Annotated in this window: 29 protein-coding genes; 6 read left to right on the forward strand and 23 right to left on the reverse strand. The window is 66.0% G+C overall.

Annotated features, from left to right (window positions below):
* Window positions 1–603, forward strand: a complete 603-nt coding sequence (locus L1965_RS01530) for a ferredoxin (protein ID WP_235754642.1) — start codon at window positions 1–3, stop codon at window positions 601–603.
* The gene (locus L1965_RS01535; RefSeq protein ID WP_235754643.1) at window positions 600–1,118 is read left to right on the forward strand and encodes a SixA phosphatase family protein; all 519 of its coding nucleotides are present in this window, start codon (window positions 600–602) and stop codon (window positions 1,116–1,118) included. The genes L1965_RS01530 and L1965_RS01535 overlap by 4 nt, the downstream gene beginning before the upstream one ends.
* Window positions 1,119–1,226: 108 nt before the next feature.
* Here the strand turns inward: L1965_RS01535 and L1965_RS01540 are convergent, their stop codons facing one another.
* From L1965_RS01540 to L1965_RS01575, 8 genes are all read right to left on the reverse strand, one after another.
* The gene (locus L1965_RS01540; protein WP_235754644.1) at window positions 1,227–2,243 is read right to left on the reverse strand and encodes an amino acid ABC transporter substrate-binding protein; all 1,017 of its coding nucleotides are present in this window, start codon (window positions 2,241–2,243) and stop codon (window positions 1,227–1,229) included.
* 157 nt (window positions 2,244–2,400) lie between these two features.
* Window positions 2,401–3,114, reverse strand: coding sequence for an ATP12 family chaperone protein (locus L1965_RS01545; protein ID WP_235754645.1), 714 nt, complete (start codon window positions 3,112–3,114; stop codon window positions 2,401–2,403).
* The gene (locus tag L1965_RS01550; protein WP_235754646.1) at window positions 3,111–3,767 is read right to left on the reverse strand and encodes an HAD-IA family hydrolase; all 657 of its coding nucleotides are present in this window, start codon (window positions 3,765–3,767) and stop codon (window positions 3,111–3,113) included. Before L1965_RS01550 ends, L1965_RS01545 begins: the two co-directional genes overlap by 4 nt.
* Window positions 3,764–4,813, reverse strand: coding sequence for an RluA family pseudouridine synthase (locus tag L1965_RS01555; RefSeq protein WP_235754647.1), 1,050 nt, complete (start codon window positions 4,811–4,813; stop codon window positions 3,764–3,766). Before L1965_RS01555 ends, L1965_RS01550 begins: the two co-directional genes overlap by 4 nt.
* The gene (gene crcB, locus L1965_RS01560; RefSeq protein ID WP_235754648.1) at window positions 4,810–5,184 is read right to left on the reverse strand and encodes a fluoride efflux transporter CrcB; all 375 of its coding nucleotides are present in this window, start codon (window positions 5,182–5,184) and stop codon (window positions 4,810–4,812) included. Before crcB ends, L1965_RS01555 begins: the two co-directional genes overlap by 4 nt.
* Window positions 5,185–5,215: 31 nt before the next feature.
* Complete coding sequence (locus L1965_RS01565; protein ID WP_235754649.1) at window positions 5,216–6,532, reverse strand: replication-associated recombination protein A; 1,317 nt, start codon at window positions 6,530–6,532, stop codon at window positions 5,216–5,218.
* 62 nt (window positions 6,533–6,594) lie between these two features.
* Window positions 6,595–7,185: an acyl-homoserine-lactone synthase gene (locus L1965_RS01570; RefSeq protein ID WP_235754650.1), complete on the reverse strand. Its 591-nt coding sequence runs from the start codon at window positions 7,183–7,185 to the stop codon at window positions 6,595–6,597.
* 63 nt (window positions 7,186–7,248) lie between these two features.
* The gene (locus tag L1965_RS01575; protein ID WP_235754651.1) at window positions 7,249–7,860 is read right to left on the reverse strand and encodes a helix-turn-helix transcriptional regulator; all 612 of its coding nucleotides are present in this window, start codon (window positions 7,858–7,860) and stop codon (window positions 7,249–7,251) included.
* A 95-nt stretch (window positions 7,861–7,955) separates the two neighbouring features.
* Between L1965_RS01575 and L1965_RS01580 the strand changes: the two genes are divergently transcribed.
* Window positions 7,956–8,150 (forward strand): hypothetical protein, encoded by a 195-nt coding sequence (locus L1965_RS01580; RefSeq protein ID WP_235754652.1) that lies wholly within the window; start codon window positions 7,956–7,958, stop codon window positions 8,148–8,150.
* A 42-nt stretch (window positions 8,151–8,192) separates the two neighbouring features.
* Here the strand turns inward: L1965_RS01580 and rplQ are convergent, their stop codons facing one another.
* The 8 genes from rplQ to L1965_RS01620 form a co-directional block, all read right to left on the reverse strand.
* Window positions 8,193–8,612 (reverse strand): 50S ribosomal protein L17, encoded by a 420-nt coding sequence (gene rplQ / locus L1965_RS01585; RefSeq protein WP_235754653.1) that lies wholly within the window; start codon window positions 8,610–8,612, stop codon window positions 8,193–8,195.
* Between the two features lie 112 nt (window positions 8,613–8,724).
* Complete coding sequence (locus L1965_RS01590) at window positions 8,725–9,741, reverse strand: DNA-directed RNA polymerase subunit alpha (protein WP_235754654.1); 1,017 nt, start codon at window positions 9,739–9,741, stop codon at window positions 8,725–8,727.
* Window positions 9,742–9,857: 116 nt separating this feature from the next.
* On the reverse strand, window positions 9,858–10,247 hold the full coding sequence (gene rpsK, locus L1965_RS01595) for a 30S ribosomal protein S11 (protein WP_235754655.1): 390 nt from the start codon (window positions 10,245–10,247) through the stop codon (window positions 9,858–9,860).
* A 12-nt stretch (window positions 10,248–10,259) separates the two neighbouring features.
* The gene (gene rpsM, locus L1965_RS01600) at window positions 10,260–10,628 is read right to left on the reverse strand and encodes a 30S ribosomal protein S13 (RefSeq protein WP_235754656.1); all 369 of its coding nucleotides are present in this window, start codon (window positions 10,626–10,628) and stop codon (window positions 10,260–10,262) included.
* 211 nt (window positions 10,629–10,839) lie between these two features.
* Complete coding sequence (locus L1965_RS01605; protein ID WP_235754657.1) at window positions 10,840–11,490, reverse strand: adenylate kinase; 651 nt, start codon at window positions 11,488–11,490, stop codon at window positions 10,840–10,842.
* A 40-nt stretch (window positions 11,491–11,530) separates the two neighbouring features.
* The gene (gene secY / locus L1965_RS01610; protein WP_235754658.1) at window positions 11,531–12,901 is read right to left on the reverse strand and encodes a preprotein translocase subunit SecY; all 1,371 of its coding nucleotides are present in this window, start codon (window positions 12,899–12,901) and stop codon (window positions 11,531–11,533) included.
* Between the two features lie 109 nt (window positions 12,902–13,010).
* Entirely contained in the window at window positions 13,011–13,487 is a 477-nt protein-coding gene (rplO, locus tag L1965_RS01615) for a 50S ribosomal protein L15 (protein ID WP_235754659.1), read from the reverse strand.
* 158 nt (window positions 13,488–13,645) lie between these two features.
* Window positions 13,646–14,635 carry an AraC family transcriptional regulator gene (locus L1965_RS01620; RefSeq protein ID WP_235754660.1) on the reverse strand — a complete coding sequence of 330 codons (990 nt, stop codon included), beginning with the start codon at window positions 14,633–14,635 and terminating at the stop codon, window positions 13,646–13,648.
* Between the two features lie 128 nt (window positions 14,636–14,763).
* On the opposite strand from L1965_RS01620, the gene L1965_RS01625 reads away from it, so the two are divergent.
* From L1965_RS01625 to L1965_RS01635, 3 genes are all read left to right on the forward strand, one after another.
* Window positions 14,764–15,531, forward strand: coding sequence for an SDR family NAD(P)-dependent oxidoreductase (locus tag L1965_RS01625; RefSeq protein ID WP_235754661.1), 768 nt, complete (start codon window positions 14,764–14,766; stop codon window positions 15,529–15,531).
* A gap of 33 nt (window positions 15,532–15,564) precedes the next feature.
* A complete protein-coding gene (locus L1965_RS01630; RefSeq protein WP_235754662.1) occupies window positions 15,565–16,749 on the forward strand; it encodes an acetyl-CoA C-acyltransferase in 1,185 nt (394 codons plus the stop codon).
* Between the two features lie 202 nt (window positions 16,750–16,951).
* On the forward strand, window positions 16,952–17,869 hold the full coding sequence (locus tag L1965_RS01635) for a sugar kinase (protein ID WP_235754663.1): 918 nt from the start codon (window positions 16,952–16,954) through the stop codon (window positions 17,867–17,869).
* Window positions 17,870–17,903: 34 nt separating this feature from the next.
* Here the strand turns inward: L1965_RS01635 and recN are convergent, their stop codons facing one another.
* The 7 genes from recN to L1965_RS01670 form a co-directional block, all read right to left on the reverse strand.
* Window positions 17,904–19,550 carry a DNA repair protein RecN gene (recN, locus tag L1965_RS01640; protein ID WP_235754664.1) on the reverse strand — a complete coding sequence of 549 codons (1,647 nt, stop codon included), beginning with the start codon at window positions 19,548–19,550 and terminating at the stop codon, window positions 17,904–17,906.
* Window positions 19,551–19,592: 42 nt separating this feature from the next.
* Entirely contained in the window at window positions 19,593–20,444 is an 852-nt protein-coding gene (locus L1965_RS01645) for an outer membrane protein assembly factor BamD (RefSeq protein WP_277882924.1), read from the reverse strand.
* Window positions 20,445–20,632: 188 nt separating this feature from the next.
* On the reverse strand, window positions 20,633–21,565 hold the full coding sequence (lpxC, locus tag L1965_RS01650; RefSeq protein WP_235754665.1) for a UDP-3-O-acyl-N-acetylglucosamine deacetylase: 933 nt from the start codon (window positions 21,563–21,565) through the stop codon (window positions 20,633–20,635).
* Between the two features lie 226 nt (window positions 21,566–21,791).
* Window positions 21,792–23,423 (reverse strand): cell division protein FtsZ, encoded by a 1,632-nt coding sequence (gene ftsZ, locus L1965_RS01655; RefSeq protein WP_235754666.1) that lies wholly within the window; start codon window positions 23,421–23,423, stop codon window positions 21,792–21,794.
* A gap of 224 nt (window positions 23,424–23,647) precedes the next feature.
* On the reverse strand, window positions 23,648–24,982 hold the full coding sequence (ftsA, locus tag L1965_RS01660) for a cell division protein FtsA (RefSeq protein ID WP_235754667.1): 1,335 nt from the start codon (window positions 24,980–24,982) through the stop codon (window positions 23,648–23,650).
* 4 nt (window positions 24,983–24,986) lie between these two features.
* Window positions 24,987–25,937: a cell division protein FtsQ/DivIB gene (locus L1965_RS01665; RefSeq protein WP_235754668.1), complete on the reverse strand. Its 951-nt coding sequence runs from the start codon at window positions 25,935–25,937 to the stop codon at window positions 24,987–24,989.
* Window positions 25,925–26,815: a D-alanine--D-alanine ligase gene (locus L1965_RS01670; RefSeq protein ID WP_235754982.1), complete on the reverse strand. Its 891-nt coding sequence runs from the start codon at window positions 26,813–26,815 to the stop codon at window positions 25,925–25,927. Before L1965_RS01670 ends, L1965_RS01665 begins: the two co-directional genes overlap by 13 nt.
* Window positions 26,816–26,953: the final 138 nt, after the last annotated feature.

Genomic DNA, 26,953 nt, shown 5'->3' on the forward strand with positions numbered 1-26,953 from the left:
GTGCGGCTGAAGCCGCCTGACGGATTGACGGTCGCCGGGCTGGCGCCGCTGGACGGACGCACCCTCGCCCTGATCGCCCCTGACGAGCCGCGCTTCTGGGGCGTTTTCACGGCCGCCCCCGAATTCGCCGATCATGCGCCGGACCCGCTGGATCGCTGGTCGCGACGGGTGATCGGAGGGTGGGCGGCAGGCCTCGGCGCCGAGGCGGTTTTTCCCTCGGACGGACCGCCCTATGCGCCCTTCACGGACTGGGCCCTGGCCACCGGTCGCTGCCGATCCTCGCCCGTGGCCATGCTGGTCCATGAGCGGATGGGACTTTTCATCAGCTTTCGGGGGGCGATCATCCTTCCCGAAGAGGCGACGCGAACCACATCATTCCCGGATCCCTGCGCGCACTGCGATCGCCCCTGCCTGACGGCCTGTCCGGCCTCTGCCTTCGCCGAGGGCTATGACGTGAACGCATGTCATGCGTGGCTGGACGGAAAAGACGGCCTGGATTGCATGAATTCGGGTTGCCGTGTCAGACGCGCTTGCCCGATCAGCAAGGGCTGTGGCAGGCTGCCTGAACAATCGGCATGGCATATGAGGCAGTTCCACACATGATCCCCTCTGGACACAGACGCCTGATCCTGACCCGCCACGCGAAATCGGCCTGGGACGATCCGACCCTGTCCGATCACGACCGCCCCCTGAACGAGCGTGGGCGGCGCTCTGCCAGGGCGCTTGGAGACTGGATGGCCAGCCGTGGCTACGAGCCCGAGGAAGTGTTGTGTTCCTCGGCCAAGCGCACGCAGGAAACCTGGGCGATGATCGCCGGTGCTCCGCTTGAGGTGCGTCCGCTGATTCGCCTTGAGCCGGGCTTGTACCACGCCGGACCGGACAAGATGCTGACGATCCTGCGCACTGCCAGCCATCCCACCGTGATGATGCTCGGCCACAATCCGGGCATCTCGGAATTTGCAGCCCTGCTGCCGGCCCGACCCCCTCTGGACCCCGATTTCCGGCGCTACCCGACGGGGGCAACGCTGGTTGTGGATTTCCAGATCGAAAGCTGGTCCGACTTGCAGCCCGGCGAGGGGAGCGTGATGGATTTCGTGCGCCTTGACGGTCGGGCCTGAGGACCGAGGCTTCCCCGCTGCGCTGGCGCGCGGGTCGCAGGTCTGGGGCCGGCCAGCGCCGGGGCGGCGTTTGCGCCCCCGCTCAGGCCCGGCCCGGTATCGCGGGACTCACCTGAATGGCGGCGCGTAAAGCAGCCCGCCTTGCGTCCATTGCGCGTTCAGCCCGCGCGCAAGACCGATCGGCGTCTGTTCCCCGATATTGGCGGCAAAGATCTCGCCATAATTGCCGCCGGCCTGGATGGCGCGCCTGGCCCAGGCGGCGTCGAGGCCGATCATCGCCCCAAGATTGTCGCTGACGCCCAGAAGCCGCTGCACCTCGGGGTTTCCGGATGACTTGACCAGTTCCTCGATATTCTTCGACGTTACGCCGTATTCCTCGGCAGCGATCAAGGCAAACAGGACCCAGCGCACGACATCCGCCCATTCTCCTTCATCCTGACGGACAACCGGCCCCAGCGGCTCTTTCGAGATGATCTCGGGCAGCACGATGTGGTTCTGGGGATCGGCGAACGCCGCGCGGGTCGCGGCCAGCGCGGATGCGTCGGTGGTATAGGCCTGACAGTCGCCGGCACTGTAGCGCCGCTCGCCCTCGGCGTCGCTTTCGACATCCACCTGCGCCAGGGTCATGCCGTGGGTGCGAAAGTAATCCGCCAGATTCTGCGCGCTCGTGGAACCCCGCTGCACGCAGATCGAAACGTTTTCCAGTTCCTTGACCGAGGTCAGGCCCAGTTCCTTGCGGACCATGAAGCCCTGGCCGTCATAGTAGTTCAGTCCGGTAAATTCCAGCTTCAGCGCCGTATCGCGTGAGAAGGTCCAGGTCGAGTTGCGGACCAGCAGGTCGACCTGGCCTTCATTCAGAATCTGAAAGCGGCTTTCCAGATCGGTTGGCACGAACCTGACCTTGGAAGGATCGCTGAGCACCGCCGCGGCGACCGCCTTGCAGAACGCCACGTCGAACCCGGACCAATTGCCGTTGGCATCGGGCGCGGCAAAGCCGGCAAGTCCGGGATTCACGCCGCACAGCAACTCGTCGCGTGCCTTGACATCCGCCAGCACGTCCGCGGACGCCGCCCCTGCGGCCAGCCCGATGGCGGTCATAGCGCCCAGTATCGTCCATGCAATCATAACCGCCCCTCTTTTCGGACCCTGGATGCGCGCCAAGACGCCGTGTTCGCACCTCTTGTCGTGAGGGAAACAGCCGACCTTCACGAACTTTCCCAGTCGGCATCATTGTGCCGATACCGTCTGGCAGGTCAACCCGACCATTTAGGTCATGTCGCTGTCATCGCGGCCGTGACAACTCCCACAATCGCGCGGCCGAGAGGATGCTGCGCCGTCGGTTTTCGGCAGCCGCCATCGCCTCTTCGTCCTCGCCCCACTGGCGTGCCTGGTAGGTCTCGTCGATGCGCGACAGGCGGTGGGCATGGTCCGCGTCGATGCGACCCCGAAGCACCGCCAATCCGATGATCAACGATCCGGGCAGGGTCACAAGATCGTGCAGCGCCGTAAGCCCGAAACTGTCCAGTGCCTCGACTTCGTCCCGCAGCCTTTTCAGAACCTCGGGATCCTGTGCGACGGGGATCACCCCGTGGGTGATGCGCAACGGAGCCCGCAATTCGGTCGCAGCCCAGTCGATCAGGGGATCCCAGCCCTCGGCCTGCATGCGGATCAACATCTCGGGCTGATCGGCACGATAGGACAGAAGGTCGGTGCCCCCATAGTCGGCCAGCATCGCGGCGATGGCGGAAAATTGCGGCGCCACCTTTTCGATGGCGGAATTTGCGGCGCGTGTCAGCGGCATGCTGTAAGGGTCGATGACATCGACCTGGGCATCCCACTCGTCGGCGATGGCCTGCGCCAGGGGCAGCGTGGGCAGGATCAGCGGGTGCTTTCCCGGCGTCCGGACCGGGCGGTCGTCCAGCGCCACCTCCCAGCCTTCCTGCAGGTCGCGGACGCTGGCGGACTGCCAGAACCGACGTGCCTTCCATTCGCTCATGCAGCCCACTCCTCGATGGCGGCGGTCAGCGCGGAAAAATCGGGGGCCACATGGACCGCACCCGCCGCGCGCAGGGCCCCGGCCGTCTCATACCCCCAGCCGACCCCGAAGCCGGCGACCCGGGCGGACTGCGCCATGGTCATGTCGGCGCCGGAATCGCCGATCATCAGGGCGTTCGCGGCATCGACGCCGGTCTCGGACAGGGCCGCCAGCAGCATCGCGGGATCCGGCTTCGAGGCGTGGTCATCGGCCGTTTGCAGGCTGACAAACCGGCCCTCGAGACCCTGTTCCGCGATTGTCGCGTTCAGTCCGCGCCGGGACATCCCGGTCGCGACGGCAAGCAGCATGTCCGGGCGCGCAGCCAGGCGATCCAGACATTCGAGAGCGCCGAGATAGAGCGGCGCCGTGTGGGCCATCTGCCCATACCTGTAGGCCGAGCGATACCCCGACGCGATCCGGCGCCGCGCCGTCCCATCTGCGTCAGGAGCCAGTTCGGCCACCGCCTGATCCAGCGAAAGTCCCACACAGGACAGGATGCGCTCGCGGTGCGGCACTTCAAGTCCGACACCGGCGAAGCCCCGATCCATCGACGCGCAGATCAGATGCTGGCTGTCGACCAGCGTGCCGTCCACATCGAAGACGACAAGCCTCATGCATCCTCCGCGAAGGGGTCGTCGGGCACGTCCGCCTCGTTCCAGCCAAGCGTCTTCCAGGTGCGTTTCATGTGATCGGGCAAGGGCGCGGTCAGGGTGATGCGTTTCCTGGTGATCGGATGATCGAAGGACAGGCTGCGAGCGTGCAGGTGCAGCTTACGGCTGATCTCGCCGCCAAGCTGTGCGCCCCAACCGTCGCCCAGGTTTTCCTGTCCCGAACCGCCATATTTGCCGTCGCCCACGATCGGGTGGCCAAGCTCGGCCATGTGGGCGCGCAGCTGATGGGTCCGCCCGGTGATCGGCACCAGCGCGCACCAGCTGGCGCGGGTTCCCAATGCCTCCAGCACGGCATAGTCGGTGGTGGCGCGCTTGGCGCCCTCGGTGCTGTCGATGTCGCGCGGGTGAACCGCGACCATCTTCTCGCCCTCCCCCCCCCTTCCGTGCCCGGGGGCCTTGACCAGGCCATAGCGGATCGTGCCCATGCGCGGGGTCGGCACGCCGGCAACCACCGCCCAGTAGATCTTGCGCGTCTCGCGAGACCGGAACGCCTCGGACAGGGCGCGGGCGACGCGGTCGGTCCGGGCCAGCAGCAGGACACCCGATGTGTCCTTGTCCAGCCGGTGGACCAGCTTGGGCCGGTCCTTGTATCCGAACATCAACGCCCGGGTCAGGCCGTCCACATGCCGGCTGCCCTGCCCACTGCCCCCCTGGGACGGCAGGCCCGGAGGCTTGTTCAGCGCGATGATGTGCTCGTCCTTCCACAGCACCGCGTCCTGTATCATCGCCTGATCGCTGTCGGCAAGGCGCGGTGCGACAGCCCTGATCGGTGCCGGCTGCATGTCGGGCAGCGGCGGGATGCGCACCTCCTGCCCGGCCTCGATGCGGCTTGCGGCCTTGACACGTCCGCCGTCGACACGCAGCTGACCGGTCCGGCACATCTTCTCGACGGCGCCCTGGGTCAACTGCGGAAATTTCTTCTTCAGCCAGCGGTCGAGGCGCTGATCGCCCTCGTCGCTGCCCACCCGCAGGGTCTGGACGCCGCTCATGCCCACAGCCCCCGCCCCAGCGCCAGGCCGGCGATCACCGCCGCCAGCGACAGCACGACCGAACCGACCACATAGATCAGCGCACCCCAGGGTTGCCCGCGTTCCCACAGCGTCAGCGCGTCCAGCGAAAAGGCCGAAAACGTCGTGAATCCGCCCAGCACCCCGGACAGCAGCAGCGGGGCGTAGTGATTGTTCCAGCGATGCGCCATGAACGCCGCCAGCAGCCCCATGATCAGGCTTCCGACGGCGTTCACCACGCCGGTGGCGACGGGAAATCCCGGCCCGTGCCACGGCATGGCGCGATAGACGGAATAGCGCGCGGTGGCGCCGATCGCGCCTCCGATGGCGACCTGAAGGAACGGATTCATCATGGCGTGGTCCTGTGCCGGAAGCGGCGCAAAGTCAACCTCCGCGCTTCAGCCGCTGGCCGACAAACCAGTCGAGCCGTTTCTTCAGCTCGCGCTCGAAGCCGCGCTCGACGGGCGTGTAGAGGACCGGACGTTTCATGCCGTCGGGAAAGTAGTTCTGGCCGCTGAACCCATCCTCCGCATCGTGGTCATAGGCGTAGCCCGCGCCGTAGCCCTGGTCCTTCATCATCCTGGTGGGCGCGTTCAGGATATGGGCGGGCGGCATCAGGCTGCCTGTGCGCCGCGCCTCGGCCCGGGCCGCCTTGTAGGCTGCGTAGCCCGCGTTGGATTTCGGCGCCAGCGCCAGGTAGATGACGGCCTGACCCAGTGCCAGCTCGCCCTCGGGGCTGCCAAGACGCTCATACATGGCCCAGGCGTCAAGGCAGTGCCGGGCGGCGGCGGGGTCCGCCAGCCCGATATCCTCGACCGCCATGCGCGTGATGCGGCGGGCCAGGTAGCGCGGATCCTCGCCGCCCTCGAGCATCCGCGCCAGCCAGTACAGCGCGGCATCCGGGTCGCTGCCGCGCACGGATTTGTGCAGAGCCGAAATCAGGTTGAAATGCTCGTCCCCGGACTTGTCGTATTTCGCGGCCCGCCGCATCAGGCGCTGCGCCATGGCCGGGACATCGACGGGCTGATCGGTCTTCCACGCCGCCACCTGCTCGATCAGGTTCAGCGCGGCGCGTCCGTCGCCGTCGGCCATCTCCAGCAGCGCCTCGCGCGCATGCGGCGTCAGCGGCAGCTTGCGGCCCAGTTCCTTCTCGGCGCGTTGGGCCAGCCGCTCGAGATCGGCAAGGCTCAGGCGTTCCAGGACGATCACCTGGGCGCGCGACATCAGGGCGGCGTTCAGTTCGAATGAGGGGTTTTCGGTGGTGGCACCGACCAGGAGGATCGTGCCGTCCTCCATGTGCGGCAGGAAGCTGTCCTGCTGCGCCTTGTTGAAACGGTGGATCTCGTCGACGAACAGCAACGTGCCGCGACCCTGGTCGCGGCGCAGCCTGGCGGCCTCGAACACCTTGCGCAGGTCGGGCACGCCGGTGAAGATCGCGCTGATCTGAACGAAGACCAGATCCGTCTCGTCGGCCAGAAGCCGGGCGATGGTGGTCTTGCCGACACCCGGCGGTCCCCACAGGATCAGCGAGGACAGGCTGCCGGCCAGCAGCATCGACCCCAGCGGCCCGTCTGGCCCGAGGATCATGCGCTGCCCGATCACATCCGCCATGCGCATAGGGCGGATGCGATCAGCAAGGGGTCTCACCGCAGAAGACGGCGAGGGGTCGGTGGACGGGGCGGTGTCGAAAAGATCGGCCATGGCGATGCCATACTAGGCGCGAGGCCGGGGGCCGGCCAGCCCCCTTCCCACACCCCGCCAGATCAGTGCATCTTGCCGGCCAGATTGATCGAGACGCACTGGAAATCGCCGTCGTCGATCCACATCCGGCGCCCGATCGCCTCGGCCTCGAGACCGCACCGGCCATACCAGCGCGGCCAGTTCGATCCGGTCAGCGCGATCAGCCGGGTCGCCCCCAGTTCGCGGGCAGAGCCGGTCATCGCCTCGACCATCTTGAAGTGCACCTTCCGGCGATACATCTGCGGAATCGAATGGCTGACGAAGACCCTCGAACATTCCCAGGTCTGCGGATCCACCGGCGCTTCGGCATAGAGCAGGTCCTGCGGGATCGAGCCACCCAGGATGCCCTTCTGAGCATCGCGGATCATGTAGCTGTAGATTCCGCAGCGCGCCGTCGTGGGCGTCAAGCGAATGCCGGCCAGCACCTCGCCCATGTCATGGATCGCGATCCAGCGGCTTTGCGGCGTGTCATACTGGTCGAACTCCATGTCCTCTGCCTCTGGCAGGTCCCAGTTCTTCTGGATGATGAAGCTTTGCTTGCGCGCGCGAAACAGGTTCGCGAACAGTTCTCCGTGGTTGTGGAGATTCGAGAATGAAAGGGTCGTCGTCTGCATTTCTTACGTACTCCTGGGGTGTGAGGTACCCCTCACCGCCGCACGGATCCCCTGGGCGAACGCCTACAACAGACGGTATTCCTTGGCCCTCTGCAGCGCCTCGGCAGTGGTACGCGCCTTCAGTCTTTCCCGGACCGAAATCAACCTTGCCTTGAACGCGCTTTCGGTAATGCCAAGTTTGGCAGCCGCTGCTGCGTGACGGTCGCCCTCCGCGATGCAACGAAGGGCTTCTTTTTGAGCCTTTGTCAGGCTCGCCGGCGGCTCCGTGATGTCGTGAAGCCGTCGTACAGTCGCCGAGATCTCAGCGATCTCGTCATCCGTGAATTCGCGGTCATCGCGGGCAAAGCTGGCGATGGTGCGAGAAGCGATTGGCCCGTGAGATACCGTCAGCCCGAAAGTCAGCCCGTGATCGGCCGCGTCCTGAAGGATGTTGAACGGGTCCGGGATCGGCAGGCTGGACCAGCGGCAAGCGCCGGTCGTCGAGAAGCCCCAGGCGATCGTCGGGTCCCTGAGGGCGTAGCCGTTCTGGGAATAGAATTCCGACCATGCCTCGGGGTAGGTCTGGAATTGCATCAGGGGTGCCGCAAAACGGATGTGCAGGCCAACAAAATAGCCTGAGGGGGCAAACTTGCCCAGCTTCCGCAATCCGGCGTTTATATCTGCGCGTGATGACATGACTTTTTAGACAAATTGAGTTCGTTACCGTCAACGTACAAAGTAAGCATGGAACAAATTAGTTGCTAGTCAGTTAATTGTCTGGGGTACAACGCATGGCCACTTCGGATCGACCGCTATACCTGCCTGCCGGTTTGCGTCAGCAATTGCTTGCATTCGAAACGGCCGGCCTTCTGGACTCAGTGGAAACCCACGAGGTGGGCGTGGCACTTATGCAGCAGTTGATTTTCGTCAACCCACCGTCAAGCCAAGAAAAAACCCCGCTACTTGTGCAGCAGCGGGGCTTGTGATTCGTGAAGGTCGCGCCCCCCGGGGGGCCGACCCCGGATTGATCAGTCCTCGGCCTCGATCTCGGCATCCAGACGCGCACGGTCAGCGGCGCCCTTGGCTGCCGGATCACGATCGACCAGCTCGATGATCGCCATCGGCGCCATGTCGCCATAGCGGAAACCGGCCTTGAGGACGCGCACATAGCCGCCCTGACGATCCTTGTAGCGGCCACCCAGCTCGTCAAACAGCTTCGCGACATGCATGTCCTGCTTCAGCTGCGAGGCGGCCTGGCGGCGCGCATGCAGGTCGCCGCGCTTGGCCAGCGTGATCAGCTTCTCGATGATCGGGCGCAGTTCCTTGGCCTTGGGCAGGGTCGTCTTGATCTGCTCGTGCTCGATCAACGAGCCGGCCATGTTGGCGAACAGCGCCTTGCGATGTTCGTGGGTGCGGTTGAGGCGGCGATAGCCGCGAGCGTGACGCATGATTTTCTCCTACAGCGTGTTTTGCTTTGTCCGGCGGCCCATGCGTGGCGGGCCACTCTCCTTGGGGCGTGGAGCCCATGTTGGCGGGGCGCTGACGCGCCCTGCCCTGCTCTTAGAACTGATCGTCGAAACGCTTGGCCAGGTCCTCGATGTTCTCTGGCGGCCAATCGACCACGTCCATGCCCAGATGCAGTCCCATGCCCGACAACACTTCCTTGATCTCGTTCAGGGACTTGCGGCCGAAATTCGGGGTCCGAAGCATCTCGGCCTCGGTTTTCTGGATCAGATCGCCGATATAGACGATGTTGTCGTTCTTCAGGCAGTTGGCCGAGCGGACAGACAATTCCAGCTCGTCCACCTTCTTCAGCAGGCGCGGATCGAATTCCAGCCCGTCGTCGCTGTCCTGGCGATTGGCCGATTCCGGCTCGTCGAAGTTCACGAACACCGAAAGCTGATCCTGGACGATGCGCGCGGCGTAGGCCACGGCGTCTTCGGGGGTCAGCGACCCGTCCGTCTCGATCTTCATGGTCAGCTTGTCATAGTCCAGAACCTGGCCCTCACGGGTCGGGGTGACTTCATAGCTGACGCGCTTGACCGGCGAGAAGATCGCGTCGATCGGGATCAGACCGATGGGCGCGTCGTCGGGACGGTTCTTGTCGGCGGCGACATAGCCCTTGCCCGTCTGAACGGTCAGTTCCATGTTCAGTTCGGCACCGTCGTCCAGATGGCAGATGACGTGATCGCGGTTCAGCACCGTGATGCCGGCGGTTTCCTGGATGGCGCTGGCCTTGACCTCGCCCGGGCCCTTGGCGGACAGGGTCAGGCGCTTGGGACCATCGACATCCATCTTCAGCGTGACGCCCTTGAGGTTCAGCACGATGTCGGTCACGTCCTCGCGGACGCCGGGCACGCTGCTGAACTCATGCAGGACGTTGTCGATCTGCACCGAGGTGATCGCCCCACCCTGCAGCGACGACAGCAGCACGCGGCGCAATGCGTTGCCAAGCGTCAGGCCGAAGCCCCGCTCCAGCGGCTCGGCGATCAGTGTCGCGGTGCGCGTGGCGTCCGCGCCCGGCTTGACGACAAGCTGCGTCGGCTTGATCAATTCGGCCCAGTTCTTGTGGATCATGGATTTTCCTCCATACTTGTTTCCGGCCCATGACCAAGGCCGGAAACGCCCGAGGTGAAATGCGAAAAGTCCGAACCGCGCGGATTACACGCGGTCCGGTTCGTAATGATCCAGGATCAGACGCGACGGCGCTTGGGCGGACGGCAACCGTTATGGGCGATCGGCGTCACGTCGCGGATGGCGGTGATGTTGAAGCCGACTGCGGCCAGCGCACGCAGCGCCGATTCGCGGCCCGAGCCGGGGCCCTGAACTTCGACTTCCAGCGTCTTGACGCCATGTTCCTGAGCCTTGCGGCCAGCGTCTTCGGCGGCCATCTGCGCGGCATAGGGGGTCGATTTGCGCGACCCCTTGAAGCCCATCGTGCCAGCCGACGACCACGCGATCGCGTTGCCCTGCACATCCGAGATCAGGATCTTGGTGTTGTTGAAGCTGGAATTCACATGCGCCACTCCGGTGGCGATGTTCTTGCGCTCTTTGCGCTTCATGCGAGTCTTTTCGCGTGCCATGTCCGTTACCCCTTACTTCTTCTTGCCGGCGATCGGCTTCGCCGGGCCCTTGCGGGTGCGGGCATTGGTGTGGGTGCGCTGACCGCGGACCGGCAGGCCACGACGGTGACGAAGGCCGCGATAGGAACCCAAGTCCATCATGCGCTTGATGTTCATCTGCGCTTCGCGGCGCAGGTCGCCTTCGACGGTCAGGTTCGCGTCGATATATTCGCGGATCTGAAGAACCTCGGCATCCGAAAGCTCGTTCACGCGGCGGGCCGGGTCGATGCCGACGGCCTCGCAGATCTGATTGGCGAACATCGTGCCAATGCCGTGGATATAGGTCAGGGCGATGGGGACACGCTTCCCCGTCGGAATGTTGACGCCAGCAATACGAGCCACGCGTTATCCTTTTCGGTTGCGGTTCCGTAGCGCCGGAACCTTTTTTCACAACTTAAAGCCCGAAAGCCATGCCTTCGGGCCAGTCTATGGTCCACCCGGACGGACCGGATGATTCTCTTGCGAGATGCCGTGATCTAAAGCGTGACCCACGCCCCGTCAAGGGCGTGGGTCGAAAACACTTGACATGCCGCAGGAACCTTGCAGCGCCGATCTATTTTCCGTCCAGCACGGCTGAGATCTGGCGTGCGACCTCGTCGATCTCGGCCAATCCATCGACGGGCGCCAGCTTGTCCTTGGCATAGTAGTAGCCGATGAGCGGCGATGTCTTCTTGTAATATTCCAGCAGCCGGGTCTTCAGGCTGTCCTCGTTGTCATCGGCGCGGCGCTTCAGATCGTCCGAACCGCAGACATCGCAAATGCCCGGTTTCGCCGTCGGCTTGGTGTCGTCGTGATAGACCTCGCCACAATTGCCGCAGGTAAAGCGGCCGGTGATCCGGCGGACCAGCGCCTCGTCGTCCACGCGCATCTCGATCACCGAGTCCAGCGTCATGCCGGTTTCGTCCAGAAGCGCGCCAAGCGCATCGGCCTGCGCCAGCGTGCGCGGAAAGCCGTCGAAGATGAAGCCGTTGCCGCCTTCGGCCAGCTTTTCGCGGATCAGGCCGATGACGATCTCGTCGGTGACAAGCTCGCCGCGGTCCATGACCTCTGCGACGCGCTGGCCCATCTCGGTGCCCGATGTGCGCGCCGCGCGCAGCATGTCACCGGTGGACAACTGCATCAGCCCGCGCCCCTCCTCAAGCTTGCGAGCCTGCGTTCCCTTGCCGGCACCCGGAGGCCCCAAAAGAATGATGTTGGTCGTCATGAAAGCCTGTCCCCCTCGGCTGGCTGCGGTTCAGTCAGTCTCAGCGCCGCGAAGGCGCGCGGCGCGGTTTCGCGGTTCCCGACTTCCGTTTACCACGCAGCTGGGATTTCTCAATCAAACCTTCATACTGATGCGCCAGCAAGTGACTTTGCACCTGGTTGATCGTGTCCATCGTCACCGACACCACGATCAGCACCGACGTGCCGCCGAAATAGAACGGCACCGACCACTGGTGACGCAGGATCTCGGGCAGCAGACAGACCGCCGCCAGATAGCCCGAGCCGATGACCAGCAGGCGGTTGACGACGTAGTCCAGATATTCCTCGGTCCGCTTGCCGGGCCGGATGCCCGGAATGAAGCCGCCCTGGTTCTTCAGGTTGTCGGCGACGTCGTCCGACTTGAAGCTGACATTCTGGGTGTAGAAATATGTGAAGAACACGATCATCGCGGCGAAGAAGACCAGGTAAAGCGGCTGCCCGGGGCCGAAATAGGCCAGAACAGTGGACATGATCGGGCCGGTCTGGTTGCCCGAAAAGGTCGAGATCGTGATCGGCAGCAGCAGCAGCGAACTGGCGAAGATCGCCGGAATGACGCCTGCGGGGTTCACCTTGATCGGCAGGTGGCTGGACTGGCCGTCATACATCTTCATGCCGACCTGGCGCCGCGGATACTGGATGCGAAGCTTTCGCAGCGCGCGTTCCATGAACACCACGAAGGCAATCACCGCGATGACCATCGCCACGACGCCCAGGATGACCGGGGTCGAGATCGCACCCGAACGGCCCTGCGCAAAGAAATTCGCCAGCGCAGCCGGAATTTCCGCGACGATGCCCACGAAGATGATCAGAGAGATGCCGTTGCCGATGCCCCTGGCGGTGATCTGTTCGCCCAGCCACATCAGGAACATCGTGCCGCCGACCAGCGTGATGACGACCGATGCCTGGAAGAACAGGCCCGGCGTGTGGGCCAGGCCGCCTGCCTCCAGGCTGCGCGCCAGCCCGTAGGCCTGGAACAGCGCCAGCAGCACGGTGCCGTAGCGCGTGTACTGGTTGATCTTCTTGCGGCCCTGCTCGCCCTCTTTCTTGATCTGCTCGAGCGCCGGCACCATCGAGGCCAGCAGCTGCACGATGATCGAGGCGCTGATATAGGGCATGATCCCCAGCGCGAATACACCCATCCGCCCCAGCGCACCGCCGGTGAACATCGACAGGATGCCACCGATGCCCGACTGCGCCTGTTCCATGAAGTTGCGCAATTCGGCGCCATCGATGCCCGGAACCGGGATGTAGGTGCCCACGCGATAGATGATCAGCAGTCCGATCGTGAACCAGATGCGCTGGCGAAGTTCCGTGGCCTTGCCGAATGCACCCCAAGAAAGGTTCGCGGCCATCTGTTCTGCGGCTGACGCCATGTTTTTTACGTCCCGTGTCATGACAGCGCCGCCGGCCCGTTTCCGGGGACCGGCGGCGCCTGGAAAACCTGTCCGCTATCTATGGGGCGCGAACGCCCCATACAACAGCTTATTCCGCCGCCGCCGGTTCGGCCGGAAGCGAAACCTTGCCGCCCGCCTTCTCGACCGCCTCGACGGCGGATTTCGACGCGCCGGTGACCGCGATGGTCAGGCCGACCTTCAACTCGCCCTTGGCCAGCAGGCGGATTCCGTCCAGCCTGCGACGCACCAGACCCGACGCGACCAGCGCGTCTTCGGTCAGTTCCGCCTTGGGGTCGATCTTGCCGGCGTCGATGAAGCCCTGAATCTGGCCCAGATTGACGACCGCAAAGGATTTCGCATTCGGCTTGGTGAAGCCGCGCTTCGGCAGGCGCCGATAGAGCGGCATCTGGCCGCCCTCATAGCCGCCGATGGCAACGCCCGAGCGCGATTTCTGGCCCTTGATACCACGGCCGGCCGTCTTGCCCTTGCCCGAACCGGGGCCACGCGCCACGCGCTTCTTGGACTGGTTCGCGCCTTCGTTGTCGCGAATTTCGTGCAGTTTCATGTCGCTTCTCCTAAGCCGGACACATCCCCGAAGCGATACAGGACGGACACGGCGTTTCTTGCTGCGTTGAGTCGGTACCCGATCCGGGCACCGCGCGCTGATACCGAAGCCGGGCGGCCCGGTCAAGCCAACGCCCGCATCAGCCCTGCCCGCCGCGATCACATGTCTTTCAGGTTCCGGCGAAACGCGCCCGGGCTTTGTCCCGTCCATGACCTGAACGCCCGATGAAAGGCGCCCGGCTCGCTGTAGCCAAGGCGGACCGCCACATCGGCCACGCCCTGCCCGGTCTCGCGCAGCAGGCGCTGCGCCATGGCAAGACGCAGCTCGTCCTTGATCGCCATGAAGCTCTGTCCATCCGATTTCAGCCGGCGCCGCAGGGTCGCGGGCGCGACGCCCATCTCGCCGGCAAGGGCGAGGAAGTCCGGCCAGTCGCCAGGCTCGCGTGCCGCCAGACGGGCACGCAGCTGTGCCGCCAGCCCGCCGTCGTGGCGATAGCGCATCAGGATGTTGCCCGGCGCCGCGCTCAGAAAGCTCTTCAGCGCGGCCTCGGACCGGATCGTGGGAAGGCGCAGATGTTCGGCGTCGAACTGCAGGCAGCTTTGCGGCTGATCGAACCGGACCGGGGCGCCGAAGAACTGCCGGTAATCCTGGCGAAGGGGCGGTGCGTTGCAGGTGAAATCCAGTCGCCGCAGGGGGATCCTGCGCCCGACCAGCCAGCACGCCAGCCCCATGAGGATCAGCCAATATGTCCGATAGGCAAAGGCGCCACGCTCGGTATCGGGATCCTCGAGCAGGATCACCGCCTCGCCGGCCCGCGTATCCAGCCGGCCACGCGGGTATTCCAGAACGACATTCAGAAATCGCAGCGCCCGCCGCAAACCCCTCTCCAGCGTGCCGGCGTGCAGCACCGCATGACCCATCAGCGCGAAGCTGCCCGGACGCATGGGTCTCGCGCCAAGGCCGAGGAACTCGTCCTGCATGGCGGCGGCGATCGCCAGCCAGAGGCGACTGTAGCACTGCGGCGACACAGGTCCTGCCAAGGGCCCGATCCCCGCCGCCGCAATCACCGGGGCCGGATCGCGACCGCTGGCGCGCAGGCAGGCCAGAGCGTCCTCGACAAATCCTGCGGCGATGCCATTGTGTTCCATGCGATCACCGCATGGCATTTTCGATCAGGTTGCAAGACCGCCAGCGTCATTGAATGCCACATCGTTCGGATTAAGATCCGCATCGACCCTGCCGGTCGCCGGGATCGCGCAGTCAGACGGAGGACAGGATGCAGATCGAAGGCAAGAGCTTCATTGTCACGGGTGCAGGATCGGGACTGGGCGCGGCGGTGGCGCGGCGCCTTGCATCGCTTGGCGGCAGGGTGCTGCTGGCCGACATCAACGAGGCGGCTGGCAGCGCCGTGGCCGTGGAACTGGGCGAGACGGCACGCTTTCGGCGCACCGATGTCACCAGCGATGCCGATGGAACGGCCGCGGTCGCCGCCGCGCTCGAAGCCTTCGGGCAACTGGATGGGCTGGTCAATTGCGCCGGCGTCGCGCCGGGCGAGAAGATCGTCGGACGCGACGGCCCGCACGGCCTGGACAGCTTTGCGCGCGCCGTCTCGATCAACCTGATCGGCACGTTCAACATGCTGCGCCTGGCGGCTGACGCCATGTCGCGACAGCAGCCGGGCCCGGACGGAGAGCGGGGCGTGATCGTCAACACCGCGTCGATCGCCGCCCAGGATGGGCAGATCGGCCAGGCAGCCTATGCCGCGTCGAAGGGCGGTGTCGCGGCGCTGACCCTGCCCGCCGCGCGCGAACTGGCGCGGCACGGCATTCGCGTCGTCACCATCGCGCCCGGCATCTTCGCGACGCCGATGATGGCCGGGCTGCCACAGGATGTGCAGGATGCGCTGGGGGCCAGCGTGCCGTTTCCCGCGCGGCTCGGAGACCCGGCGGAATACGCCGCGCTGGTCGAGCACATCATCGGCAACCGCATGCTGAACGGCGAAGTGATCCGGCTTGACGGCGCGTTGCGGATGCCGCCGCGCTGAGCCCGAAACCAGGGGAGAGATGGAAGAATGAGCATGGATGATCCGATCGTGATCGCGGGCATGGCCCGCACGCCGATGGGCGGTTTTCAGGGCGATCTGGCCGGCGCGACCGCCAGCGCGCTTGGCGCGGCGGCGATTTCCGCCGCGGTCGCGCGCACCGGCTTGCAGCCCGATGCCGTGGACGAGGTGGTGTTCGGCTGCGTTCTGCCCGCCGGTCAGGGTCAGGCCCCGGCACGTCAGGCCGGTCTTGCCGCCGGACTGCCAGTGTCGACGGGCGCGACGACGGTGAACAAGATGTGCGGGTCGGGGATGAAGGCCGCGATGCTGGCGCATGACCTGCTGATCGCCGGCAGCGCCGGCGTGGCCGTGGCGGGCGGCATGGAGAGCATGTCGAATGCGCCCTATCTGCTTCCCAAGGCGCGCGGCGGCTATCGGATGGGCCACGGCCAGGTTCTGGACCACATGTTCCTTGACGGGCTGGAAGACGCCTATGACAAGGGCCGCCTGATGGGCACCTTCGCCGAGGATTGCGCGCAAGAGCTTTCTCTGAGCCGCGAGGACCAGGATGCCTATGCCATCGCCTCGCTGGAACGGGCACAGGCGGCGATATCGGGGGGCCGGTTCGCGGCCGAGATAACGCCGGTCACCATCGCGACCCGCGCGGGCGACCATCGCGTCGATACCGACGAACAGCCCGGCAAGGCACGTCCCGACAAGATACCCGGCCTCAAGCCCGCCTTTCGCGCGGGCGGGACGGTGACGGCGGCGAATTCCAGCTCGATCTCGGACGGGGCCGCCGCGCTTGTCCTGATGCGCCGGTCGCGGGCCGAACGCGAGGGGCTGACGCCGCTGGCGATCATCCGTGGCCATGTGACGCACGCCGACAAGCCCAGCCTGTTCCCGACCGCACCCGTCGGCGCGCTGCGCGGGCTGGCGGATCGAACCGGCTGGAACCTTGCGGATGTCGACCTGTTCGAGATCAACGAGGCCTTCGCGGTCGTGGCGATGGCCGCGATGAAAAAGCTGGACCTGCCGCATGACAAGGTGAACATCCACGGCGGCGCCTGCGCGCTGGGGCATCCGATCGGCGCCTCGGGCGCGCGCATCATGGTCACGCTGCTGGCGGCCCTGCAGACGCACGGCCTGACGCGCGGCATGGCGAGCCTGTGCATCGGCGGGGGCGAGGCCACCGCGCTTGCGATCGAGCGGGTCGGCTGATCGCGAGGAGGGACCGCGCCGGCCGGTTCTGCACGGCCCCGGGGGGGCAAGGCAGAGGTCGGGTGGGTGGCCCGGCCCACGGCGCCCGGACGCGCTGTCCTGGCTGTGGCCATGGTCGTCCGCGGCAATGCCCCGTCCGGCATGCAAGGTGGTCCGGGCGTGTCTCGCCACAGCGCTATCACATCGCGAAAGGGGCCAGATCGTGACGCGCAACCTGATCCTGTGCATCGGCGAAGCGATGGTCGAGCTGTCAGGGGCGGACGGTCCCGGCCTTTGGCGGATGGGCTTTGCCGGTGACACGCTGAACACCGCCTGGTACCTGCGCAGGCTGCTGGGCCATCAATGGCGGGTGGGCTATTTCAGCCGCGTCGGAAACGGCGAGTTCTCGCGGGAACTTCTGGATTTCATGCAGACCGAAGGCATCGAGACCGATCTGGTCAGCCGCGATCCCCTGCGCGAGGTCGGGCTTTATGCGATTTCGCTGAAGGATGGTGAACGCAGCTTCTCGTATTGGCGCGACAGTTCCGCCGCCCGGGGTCTGGCGGATGATCCCGACAGTCTGGATGCCGCGCTTGCCGCCTGTGGCACCGCCTATTTCTCGGGTATCACGATGGCGATCCTGCCCGATGCCGGCCGCCGGAACCTGCTGAAGGCGCTTGACCGTGCGCGCGCATCGCAATGCCGCATCGTTTTCGATCCCAATCTGCGCCCGCGGCTCTGGACCGACGCCGCGCCGATGCGCCGCTGGGTCGAGGACGCAGCGGCACGGGCCGACCTTGTCCTGCCAAGCCTCGAAGACGAGATGACGCATTTCGGGGATGCGGATGCGCACGTCACCGCCGAACGCTATCTGCGTCTGGGCGCCGGGCAGGTGATCATCAAGAACGGCGATGGTCCGGTCAGTTTCGCGGGGGCGGCCGGGGCCGGGGTGATCTGCGATCTGCCCAGGGTGACGCCGGTCGATACGACATCGGCCGGCGACAGCTTCAACGCCGGCTATCTGGCGGCGGCACTGAACGGCGCCGATCCGGCCACGGCAATCCGCAAGGCCCATGATCTGAGCCGCCGGGTCATCCTGCACCACGGCGCTCTTGTCCGCGAGGCGGTGAGGTCCGCCTGACCCGCCAAGGACAGGCGCCTGCCTGCCCGCGCGATCATCCCGCCAGCAAGGCTCGGGCGGCATGTGTGGCGGCATCCGTGATGCGGTCGCCGGACAGCATGCGGGCGATCTCATCCACGCGCGCGGATTCGTCCAGGGCCGTGACGGTCGAGGTCGTCATGCCACCGCTGACGGATTTCGCGACCCGGAAATGGTGGCAGCCTTGCGCTGCGACCTGCGGTGAGTGGGTGACGACCAGAACCTGAGAATCCTCGGCCAGCCGTCTCAGGCGCCGGCCCACCGCGTCGGCGGTCGCGCCGCCGACGCCGCGGTCGATCTCGTCGAAGATCAGGACCAGCGCCTCGTTCCCGCGCGCCAGGCAGACCTTCAAGGCCAGCAGGAACCGGGACAGCTCGCCCCCCGACGCGATCTTGTCCAGCGGCCCGGCCGGCGCGCCGGGATTTGTCGCCACGGTAAAGGCCACGGCGTCCCGACCCTCGGGGCCGGGATCCGCGGGACCGAGGCGGGTTTCAAACACCGCGCGCTCCATCTTCAGCGGGGCAAGTTCGGACGACACGGCCTTGTCCAGCTGCGCGGCCGCGGCAACCCGCATCGCGGTCAGGTCCGAGGCGGCTTTCTCATAGGCCGCATCCGCCTGGTCGGCGGCGGCTTGCAGGTCAGCCATGGCGGCATCGCCCGCATCAATGCGGTCAAGCCGGTCACGCAGCTGATCCGCCAGCCCGGCCAGGTCGTCGGCCAGAACACCATGCTTGCGCGCCAGGGCGCGCAGCGCGAAAAGCCGCTCTTCCGTGTTCTCCAGCGCCGAGGGGTCGAAATCCATCGCGGACAAGGCATCTTCCACGCCGGCATGGGCCTCGCCCAGTTCGATCAGCGCCCGGGACACTGCGGCGATCGGCATGTCCAGACGCCCGTCCGCCCCCTCGGCCGAGGTTTCCAGCCAGCGGGTCGCGTCCAGCATCGTGCCCTCGGCACCCGCCGGACCAAGCATCTCAAGCGCGCGCCGGACGTCGCCGCGTATCCGTTCCGCGGCCTGCATGGCGCGGCGATCGGTATCCAGCGATGCTTCTTCGCCTTCCTGCGGGGCCAGGTCGTCAAGCTCCTTCACCGCGTGGCGCAGGTAATCCTCTTCCTCGCGTGCCGCCGACAGCGCCTTGCGCGCGGCCTCCAGCGCCTTGCCCGCCTCGCGCCGTGCAGCCCAGGCCTGCCGGACACGGGCCGTGTCCAGCGCGCCGAACGCATCCAGCAGCGCCCGGTGGCCGCGGGGGTTCAGAAGGCCGCGATCATCATGCTGACCATGCAGTTCGACAAGAGCGCCCGACAGCAGCCGCAGCACGTCGCCCGACACCCGGCGATCATTCACGAAGCCGGTCTTGCGCCCGTCCCCGCCGTTCACGCGGCGCAGGATCAGTTCGTCATCCTCGGCGCTGATGCCGGCCTCGGCCAGCACCGCGCGCGCGGGATGTCCGTCGGCCAGGTCGAACACCGCCGTCACCTCGCCCTGGGACGCACCCTGGCGCACCAGATCGGCGCGCCCGCGCCAGCCCAGCACGAAACCGAGACAATCCAGCAGGATCGACTTGCCGGCGCCTGTCTCGCCGGTCAGCACGTTGAGACCCGGGCCGAAGGCAAGCTCCAGCCGGTCGATCAGCAGCATGTCGCGGATGTCCAGCGATCGCAGCATGGTCCTAGCCGCTGGCCGCGCTCGACCTCGCCCGGGTGGACGTCACAACCATCGGCCCTGGATCATCTGGCGATAGATGTTGGTCAGCCAGCTTTCGCCGCGCGCCTCCAGCGCCAGATTCCGACCGCGCAACTGCCGATAGGCATCGTCATAGAAGGGAGAGGACTGGAAATTGTAGCCCAGGATCGCGCCCGCCGTCTGCGCCTCGTCATTCAGGCCAAGCGCCAGATAAGCCTCGACCAGCCGCAGCAGGGCTTCGGGTGTCAGGGTGGTCGTCTGGAATTCCTCGACCACGACCCTGAAGCGATTGATCGCGGCGGTGTAATGCCCGCGCTTCAGGTAGTAGCGACCGATCTCCATTTCCTTGGCGGCCAGGTGGTCGAAGGCCAGGTCGAATTTCAGGATCGCGCTGCGGGCATACTCGCTGTCCGGATATTGCTCGATCACGGCACGCAGCGCCTGAAGCGCCTGGAAGGTCAGCCCCTGATCGCGGCCCACCTCGTCAATCTGGTCGTAATAGGACAGAGCCAGCAGATACTGGGCATAGGCTGCGTCCTCATCGCCGGGATAGGTGTCGATGAAACGCTGCGCCGCCCCCCGCGCCTCTTCATAGTTCCGGGCGCGGTGATTGGCGTAGGCCTGCATGATCAGCGCGCGCTTGGCCCATTCGGAATACGGATAAAGCCGCTCGACCTCGCTGAAATAGAAGACCGCGTCCTTGGGCTTCCTGCTGTTCTCAAGCTCGTATTCGCCACGCTTGTAGATCTGCTCGGCCGTGAAACGTTCCAGGTTGCGCTTGTCATCGTCGCCCGAACCGAACGAGGAACACGCGGCCAGCGTCATGGACGCAAGCACCGCAGCCATCAAGGAAGCCGAGATTTTCGAGCGCGCCATCTTTACCCTGCCCTGCGATTCTGCCGTGCGACCGCCCGTTTCAGGCCGGGCTGCCGGCACGTCCTAGCACAGAACATCAGAGGGCGCAAAATGGCAATCCATTGAATTCGGCGCGTGATTTTTCTGCTGGCCGGCGAGGTCCGATTGATCGCAGCCGGCACGCGCGACTCAGCTGCGGTGTCGGTCCCCTAAAGCGCGACCGCCTGGGTCCCGGCCAGATCGCCATAGGCCGCGACGCCGGCGCCGGGCAGTCGATCCTCCAGCGCCGGAGAACAGGTTTCCCAGACCCACGCGGAAGGGTCCGCGAACAGCGCACGCAACAGACGGTTGGTCATGGCATGGCCCGCGCGGTGGCCGGTATAGCGTGCCAGCAGCGGCGCGCCGGCCAGCGCCAGGTCTCCCATCGCGTCCAGCATCTTGTGGCGCACGGCCTCGTCCGCATGGCGCAGGCCACCAGGCGACAGCACTTGCGCGCCATCGACGACAACGGCGTTGGTATAGGTGCCACCCAAAGCCAGCCCGTTCTTGCGCATCGCGTCCACATCGGCCTGACGGCAGAAGGTACGACTGTCCGCCAGTTCGCGCAGGAACGCACCGTTGGCCATGTCGAGGCGCTTTTCCTGATGGCCGATCGCGGCGTCGACGAAGTCGATCTGGAATTCGATCTCGAGGTGATCGGCCGGCGCCAGCCGCGCGAACGACAGGCCATCGCGAACTTCGATCGGCCGCAGGACGCGGATCGCCCGAAGTTCGACCGGCTGCATGGCGATGCCCGCCCGCAGGATTCCGCGAACGAACGGCGCGGCCGAGCCGTCGAGGATCGGCACTTCGGGCCCGTCCACCGCAACCAGCGCGTTATGGATGCCCGTCCCGGCCAGCGCGGCCATCACATGTTCGACCGTCGAGACCGTGACGCCGGAACCATTGTCCAGCAGCGTGCACAGTTTCGAGGGCGTCACATTGTCCCAACGCGCCGGGATGTCGACGCTCTGGTCAAGATCGGTCCGGCGAAACAGGATGCCATGCCCTGCCGGAGCGGGGTGAAGCACCAATCGCGCGGGGGAACCGGAGTGAAGACCCACCCCGGAGAAAGTCGCCATCTTTCCAAGCGTCGCCTGCATGACCTGTCTGCCTCAAATATTTCGGCCAGAATCCATCGCTCTGGTACAGGTCCAGCTAGGCTCACCCGTACAGGCGTTCAATTAACGAATTGTAACGGCATGAAACATTCCGGCGCGGGCACGCCACACGCCTAGGGTGTGGACCGCCAAGGCGTTGTTAAAAATAATAAAAGGGCCGCTTGAAGCGGCCCTCAGGGTCAGTCTTTCTGACAGATATGTGATCGCTTCAGTTTGCCTGGCGGCGCAGGAAAGCGGGGATCTCGACATTGTCCTGGCCGTGGTCCGGGTTGGCCAGATCGTCGAAATCGGCGTCCTGCTGGCGTGCGCGGGCGGCCACACGGTCGCTGACACGCTCGGCGATCGACGACGCAGAGGCCTTCTGGGCCGCCTGGCCATCGTGGTCGGTCCCGTGACCTGCCATCCGCTCGAGCATGCGACCGATGCCGCTCATCCGGCCATGCTGGTTGCTTCTGGCGTCGGCGGCAGGCTGCGGGGTTTGCGCGGCGCGGGCTGCGGGCTGGGCGGTGGCGCGGCCTTCGCCGTGATGTTCGACCGCGCGGCGCAGACGCTCCATCACCTCGGGTGCCGGCTGGCCCCGGCCACCGGCCGGAGCGCGGGGCGCGACAAAGTCGGATGCATCGTCGTCGATCTGCACGGCTGCCGGACGCGACAGGTCCTTGGGCTTGTAGGCCGGTTGCGGCATGTCCTCCTCAGGCCGCGCCGCCGAGGCCGGCGCGGCTGCGGGACGCGTCTCCGCTGCGGGCACACGGCGCGGCGGAACCGGCATTTCGTCATCCGCCGAGGCCGGCACGTCCTTGCGGGCAACCGACGGGGTCTGGGTCAGGGGCTCGGCCATGCTGCGGCGTGGGGCCGGAGCATCCTCTGCGGCAGCGCTGGCGTCGATGCCGGTGGCAACGACCGACACGCGGATATTGCCATCCATGTCGGGGTCCAGGGTCGAACCGACGATGATGTTGGCATCGCTGTCCACCTTGTCGCGGATCACGTTGGCGGCCTCGTCCAGCTCGAACAGGGTCATGTCGTAGCCACCGGTGATGTTGATCAGCACGCCGCGGGCACCGTTCAGGCTGATCTCGTCCAGAAGCGGGTTGGCGATGGCGCGCTCGGCGGCCTCTTGCGCACGGTTGTCGCCCGACGCCTCGCCGGTGCCCATCATCGCCTTGCCCATCTCGTCCATGACCGCGCGCACGTCGGCGAAGTCAAGATTGATCAGGCCGGGGCGCACCATCAGGTCGGTCACGCCCTTGACGCCCTGGTACAGCACGTCATCGGCCATCGCGAAGGCTTCGGTAAAGGTGGTCTTTTCGTTGGCCAGCCGGAACAGGTTCTGGTTGGGAATGATGATCAGCGTGTCCACGACCTTCTGCAGCGCCTCGACGCCCTCTTCGGCCTGCCGCATCCGCTTGGTGCCCTCGAACTGGAAGGGCTTGGTCACGACGCCGACGGTCAGGATGCCCATCTCGCGGGCGGCCTGAGCGATGATCGGGGCGGCGCCGGTGCCGGTGCCGCCACCCATGCCGGCGGTGATGAAGCACATGTGAGCGCCCATCAGGTGATCGACGATGTCCTCGATGGTTTCCTCGGCGGCCTTGGCGCCGATCGAGGGCTTGGCGCCCGCGCCCAGGCCCTCGGTAACCTTCGGGCCCATCTGCACGCGGTTCGTCGCGCGCGACCCGGCCAGCGCCTGCGCGTCGGTGTTGGCGACCACGAACTCGACGCCGTCGAGCTGTTTCTCGATCATGTTGTTGACCGCGTTGCCACCGGCACCGCCGACACCGAACACGGTGATGCGCGGCTTCAGCTCGTCTTCGTCGTTCATCATCAGATTGAGATTCATGGTTTCCGCCTGTTTTGTCTTAAGTTCGCCGCGAGCGTGGACCGCCCGTTCGAATCCCCCGAATTAACTGTAATCGTAGCGGCTCAGAGGCCCCGCGTCACTCGAAAAACAGTCCTTCACCGCAAAATCTGGCAGTCATGCCAGGAGGGATCGGCGGTATCTTGCCAAGCCCCCTGAATATGGTGGCTGGGCGACCCTGCCCCCATAGCCAAAGTTTCCTGCAATCACCAGTTGTTGCGGAACCAGCGATAGGCGCGTCGCAGGCTGCGGGCCGGATAGGCCTCGGCCGGCATCTCGAAGTCCCACCACTCGTCCTGCGGATGGGCCGCGAACAGCGCCAGACCGACCGCGCTGGAAAAGCTGGGATCGGTCAGTTGATGGGCGAGGCCATCGATTCGCAGCGGACGCCCGCAGCGGATATTCGGCCCCAGGATCCGCGCCGCCAGCCCGTCGAGGCCGGGCACCTGGCTGCCACCGCCCGTCAGCACGATCTGCTGGCTGGGCATGAAGTCGAAGCCCGCCGCATCAAGCACTTGCCGGACATTCTCGAGAATCTCCTCGATGCGGGGTCGCATCACGCCGATGATGTCGGCGCGGCTCACGGTACGACGATCCGATTCCCAGTCGCCGGTCTCGCCACCGACCTCGATCATCTCGCGGTCGTCTCGCCCGGTGGCCTCGACGCCGCCATTCAGGGTCTTCAACCGCTCGGCCACCGGCAGCGGCACCCGCAATCCCTGCGCGATATCCTGCGTGACCAGATTGCCGCCGATTCGAACATTATCGGCAAAGATCATGTGTTTCTTGATGAAAATGGAAACGGCCGTGCCGCCGCCACCAAAGTCGATACAGGCGGCGCCCAGTTCCTGCTCGTCCTCGACCAGGCTGGCGCGTGCGGATGCGTAAGAGGCCGAGGCAATCCCCGCCAGTTCGAGGTCGCAGCGGCGGATGCACTGCACGACATTGGCGACCACGTCGCCGTCCACGGTCAGCACATGCATGTCGCAGGCCAGCCGGTTGCCCACATGGTCGCGCGGATCGGCAAGGCCGCTGCGATTGTCCACGGCAAAGTTGACCGGCTGGGCGTGAATGACTTCGCGGCCGCGCCCGAAATCAGGCGCATCGCAGGCGGCCAGAACCGAGGCGACATCGTGTTCGGCGACCTTGCCCGATTCAAGAACGATCTCGCCCGCCAGACCATAAGAGGCGGGCCGGCCACCGGACAGGCAGGCGATGACGTGGTCAACCCGCACGCCGGCGACCTTCTGCGCGGCCGTCACGACGGTGCGGATGGCGCGCTCGGTTTCGGCCATGGTCTCGATTTCGCCGCAGCGCAGACCACGCGAACGGGTCGAGGCGGCGCCGATAACGCGGAAATTGGCCTGTCCGGCCATCGGGCCGACGCCGTCGGTTTCGCGAAACGTGCCGGTCCCGTCGAATTTCAGCACCAGACACGAGATCTTCGAGGTGCCGATATCCAGGATGCCGATCACCCCGCGCTGCAAGGCCGCGCGCCGGATGTTCCGCATCGCCCGTTGCGTCTGATACAGTTCCGTCATCGCCTCAGCCTCCCTTCTGCTCGTCTTCGAGGATCGTTCCGTCGGGCCCCAGAAGCGGTTCGCCCCGCGCCTGCCGGATCGTGTTGCGCGCATCGATTCCCAGACGCAGCAGCGGCCGCGAGGGATCGCGCAGATCGACGGCACTGATGTCGCGGCCCAGCATGTCCTGCGCGCGATGCAGCGCGATCGCGGCCTCCAGCGCGATCACCGCGTTTGATTCGGGCAGCATGATCCGCTGACCGTGATCCAGAACCACGTCCCATCGCCGTTCGCCGCGGCGCACCAGCCCGCGCAGCCGGGGCAGGATCGGACCCGCCGCATCGATCAGTTCCAGCGCCTCGGCGGTGGCCAGGTCCGCGCCCTCGCCGGCGACCAGCGGCAGGTCGGGCCGGACCTCGCGCGAGGTGACGCTGGCAACGCGATGGCCGGTCCGGTCGAGGATCTCGATCCCGCGCGCGTGGCGCCACAGCAAGGCCGGCTGACGTTCCGTGACCACGGCCGACAGGATCCCGCCAGGCTTGATCCGGAGGTCGATCGCCTCGATCACATCCAGCTGTATCACCTGCAGGCGCAACGCCGTCAGGTCGATGGCGAAACTGGATGCAGGCAGATCGACAGGCAGCATCGCCCGCAGCGCCTTGTCCACGACGGGCGAGGCGCCTTCGACAGTCATCATCCGGACCTGGAATTCCTCGCGGCTCTGGACCCGGTCGACCAGCGCAGTCACGCCGCCGGTGAGGGCACCGCGGCGGTCCGCATCCGACAGCCACAGACCCGCCGTCAGTGCGATCAGGAACGCCGGCACGCCGACACGGACCATCCGCCGATACAGCGGCGTCAGCCACATGCGTTGCAGACGATATTTCAGACGCGAGGGCGCCGGGTCGCGCCTTGGGCGCGGCTGACCGGGCCGTTCAGGCTGCCGCGGGGGGCGATGATCGATCACGACCGGCACAGCGCGTCCTCGACCATCCAGCGCATCAGCGCGGGGAAATCGATGCCGGCATGGGCGGCCTGCTCGGGCGCCAGCGAGGTCGGGGTCATGCCGGGCTGGGTGTTGACCTCAAGCAGGATCAGCCCCGCCAGCCCGCGCGCCTCGTCCCAGCGGAAATCGGTGCGCGTCAGCCCGCGGCAGCCAAGCGCGTCGTGGGCGCGCACGGCGTAGTCGAGGCAGGCCCGTGTGATCTGATCGGGGATGTCCGCGGGGATCACGTGACGCGATCCGCCCGCCTTGTACTTGGCGTCGTAGTCATACCAGCCATCGGTCAGGATCTCGGTCACGCCAAGCGCACGATCGCCCAGCACCGTCGTGGTCAGTTCGCGACCGGGCGCATACGCCTCGACCATGACGCGGGCGGGCATGGACTGCGACAATTGCGGCGGCTGATTGGCCCCGTCGTGGACGATATAGACCCCGACGCTGGAGCCCTCGTCATTCGGCTTGACCACGTAGGGAGGCACCATGACGTGACGCCGGCAGACCTCGGCCGCGTCGGCGATCAGGCTTTCGACGACAGGCAGCCCGGCATCGCGGAAGGCCCGCTTGGCGACCGTCTTGTCCATCGCCATGGCCGACGCCAGAACCCCGGAATGGGTATAGGGCAGGCCCAGCCATTCCAGCACGCCTTGCACGCAGCCATCCTCGCCCCAGCGGCCGTGCAAGGCATTGAAGACGATGTCTGGCCGGGCATCGACCAGGCGCGCGGCGATATCGCCGCCCCGGTCCTTGCCCAGTTCGATCTCGACCACATCATAGCCCGCCACCCGCAGCGCATCCGCGCATTCGCGCCCCGAGGACAGGGACACCTCGCGCTCGGCCGAGGGTCCGCCCATCAGAACGGCTACGGTGTGGGCTGTCCTGCTCGACCTGCCCGCCACGTTTTCGCCTCATCGCCCAGTTTCCCCGGGCTTCATCGGTTGTTGCGCGGCCGGGTTCGTCCCGATCCTGCGCCCTGTCCGGCAAGGATAGCC

The organism is Paracoccus salsus, assembly GCF_021556615.1.
GTDB classification, from domain to species: domain Bacteria; phylum Pseudomonadota; class Alphaproteobacteria; order Rhodobacterales; family Rhodobacteraceae; genus Paracoccus; species Paracoccus salsus.

What these genes read in the sequence shown, in the direction of transcription:
- L1965_RS01565 (WP_235754649.1), bottom strand. Translation starts at nt 6,532, where the DNA reads ATGGCCGATCTTTTCGACACCGCCCCGTCCACCGACCCCTCGCCGTCT.
- L1965_RS01545 (WP_235754645.1), bottom strand. Translation starts at nt 3,114, where the DNA reads ATGAGCGAATGGAAGGCACGTCGGTTCTGGCAGTCCGCCAGCGTCCGC.
- rpsK (WP_235754655.1), bottom strand. Translation starts at nt 10,247, where the DNA reads ATGGCACGCGAAAAGACTCGCATGAAGCGCAAAGAGCGCAAGAACATC.
- ftsZ (WP_235754666.1), bottom strand. Translation starts at nt 23,423, where the DNA reads ATGAATCTCAATCTGATGATGAACGACGAAGACGAGCTGAAGCCGCGC.
- L1965_RS01620 (WP_235754660.1), bottom strand. Translation starts at nt 14,635, where the DNA reads ATGGAACACAATGGCATCGCCGCAGGATTTGTCGAGGACGCTCTGGCC.
- L1965_RS01555 (WP_235754647.1), bottom strand. Translation starts at nt 4,813, where the DNA reads ATGAGCGGCGTCCAGACCCTGCGGGTGGGCAGCGACGAGGGCGATCAG.
- recN (WP_235754664.1), bottom strand. Translation starts at nt 19,550, where the DNA reads ATGCTGCGATCGCTGGACATCCGCGACATGCTGCTGATCGACCGGCTG.
- L1965_RS01630 (WP_235754662.1), top strand. Translation starts at nt 15,565, where the DNA reads ATGGATGATCCGATCGTGATCGCGGGCATGGCCCGCACGCCGATGGGC.
- lpxC (WP_235754665.1), bottom strand. Translation starts at nt 21,565, where the DNA reads ATGCAGGCGACGCTTGGAAAGATGGCGACTTTCTCCGGGGTGGGTCTT.
- crcB (WP_235754648.1), bottom strand. Translation starts at nt 5,184, where the DNA reads ATGATGAATCCGTTCCTTCAGGTCGCCATCGGAGGCGCGATCGGCGCC.
- L1965_RS01590 (WP_235754654.1), bottom strand. Translation starts at nt 9,741, where the DNA reads ATGATCCACAAGAACTGGGCCGAATTGATCAAGCCGACGCAGCTTGTC.
- L1965_RS01645 (WP_277882924.1), bottom strand. Translation starts at nt 20,444, where the DNA reads ATGGCGCGCTCGAAAATCTCGGCTTCCTTGATGGCTGCGGTGCTTGCG.
- L1965_RS01670 (WP_235754982.1), bottom strand. Translation starts at nt 26,815, where the DNA reads ATGGGCGGACCCTCGGCCGAGCGCGAGGTGTCCCTGTCCTCGGGGCGC.
- L1965_RS01625 (WP_235754661.1), top strand. Translation starts at nt 14,764, where the DNA reads ATGCAGATCGAAGGCAAGAGCTTCATTGTCACGGGTGCAGGATCGGGA.
- L1965_RS01580 (WP_235754652.1), top strand. Translation starts at nt 7,956, where the DNA reads ATGGCCACTTCGGATCGACCGCTATACCTGCCTGCCGGTTTGCGTCAG.
- L1965_RS01550 (WP_235754646.1), bottom strand. Translation starts at nt 3,767, where the DNA reads ATGAGGCTTGTCGTCTTCGATGTGGACGGCACGCTGGTCGACAGCCAG.
- rplQ (WP_235754653.1), bottom strand. Translation starts at nt 8,612, where the DNA reads ATGCGTCACGCTCGCGGCTATCGCCGCCTCAACCGCACCCACGAACAT.
- L1965_RS01575 (WP_235754651.1), bottom strand. Translation starts at nt 7,860, where the DNA reads ATGTCATCACGCGCAGATATAAACGCCGGATTGCGGAAGCTGGGCAAG.
- secY (WP_235754658.1), bottom strand. Translation starts at nt 12,901, where the DNA reads ATGGCGTCAGCCGCAGAACAGATGGCCGCGAACCTTTCTTGGGGTGCA.
- L1965_RS01570 (WP_235754650.1), bottom strand. Translation starts at nt 7,185, where the DNA reads ATGCAGACGACGACCCTTTCATTCTCGAATCTCCACAACCACGGAGAA.
- L1965_RS01535 (WP_235754643.1), top strand. Translation starts at nt 600, where the DNA reads ATGATCCCCTCTGGACACAGACGCCTGATCCTGACCCGCCACGCGAAA.
- L1965_RS01540 (WP_235754644.1), bottom strand. Translation starts at nt 2,243, where the DNA reads ATGATTGCATGGACGATACTGGGCGCTATGACCGCCATCGGGCTGGCC.
- L1965_RS01605 (WP_235754657.1), bottom strand. Translation starts at nt 11,490, where the DNA reads ATGACGACCAACATCATTCTTTTGGGGCCTCCGGGTGCCGGCAAGGGA.
- ftsA (WP_235754667.1), bottom strand. Translation starts at nt 24,982, where the DNA reads ATGACGGAACTGTATCAGACGCAACGGGCGATGCGGAACATCCGGCGC.
- rplO (WP_235754659.1), bottom strand. Translation starts at nt 13,487, where the DNA reads ATGAAACTGCACGAAATTCGCGACAACGAAGGCGCGAACCAGTCCAAG.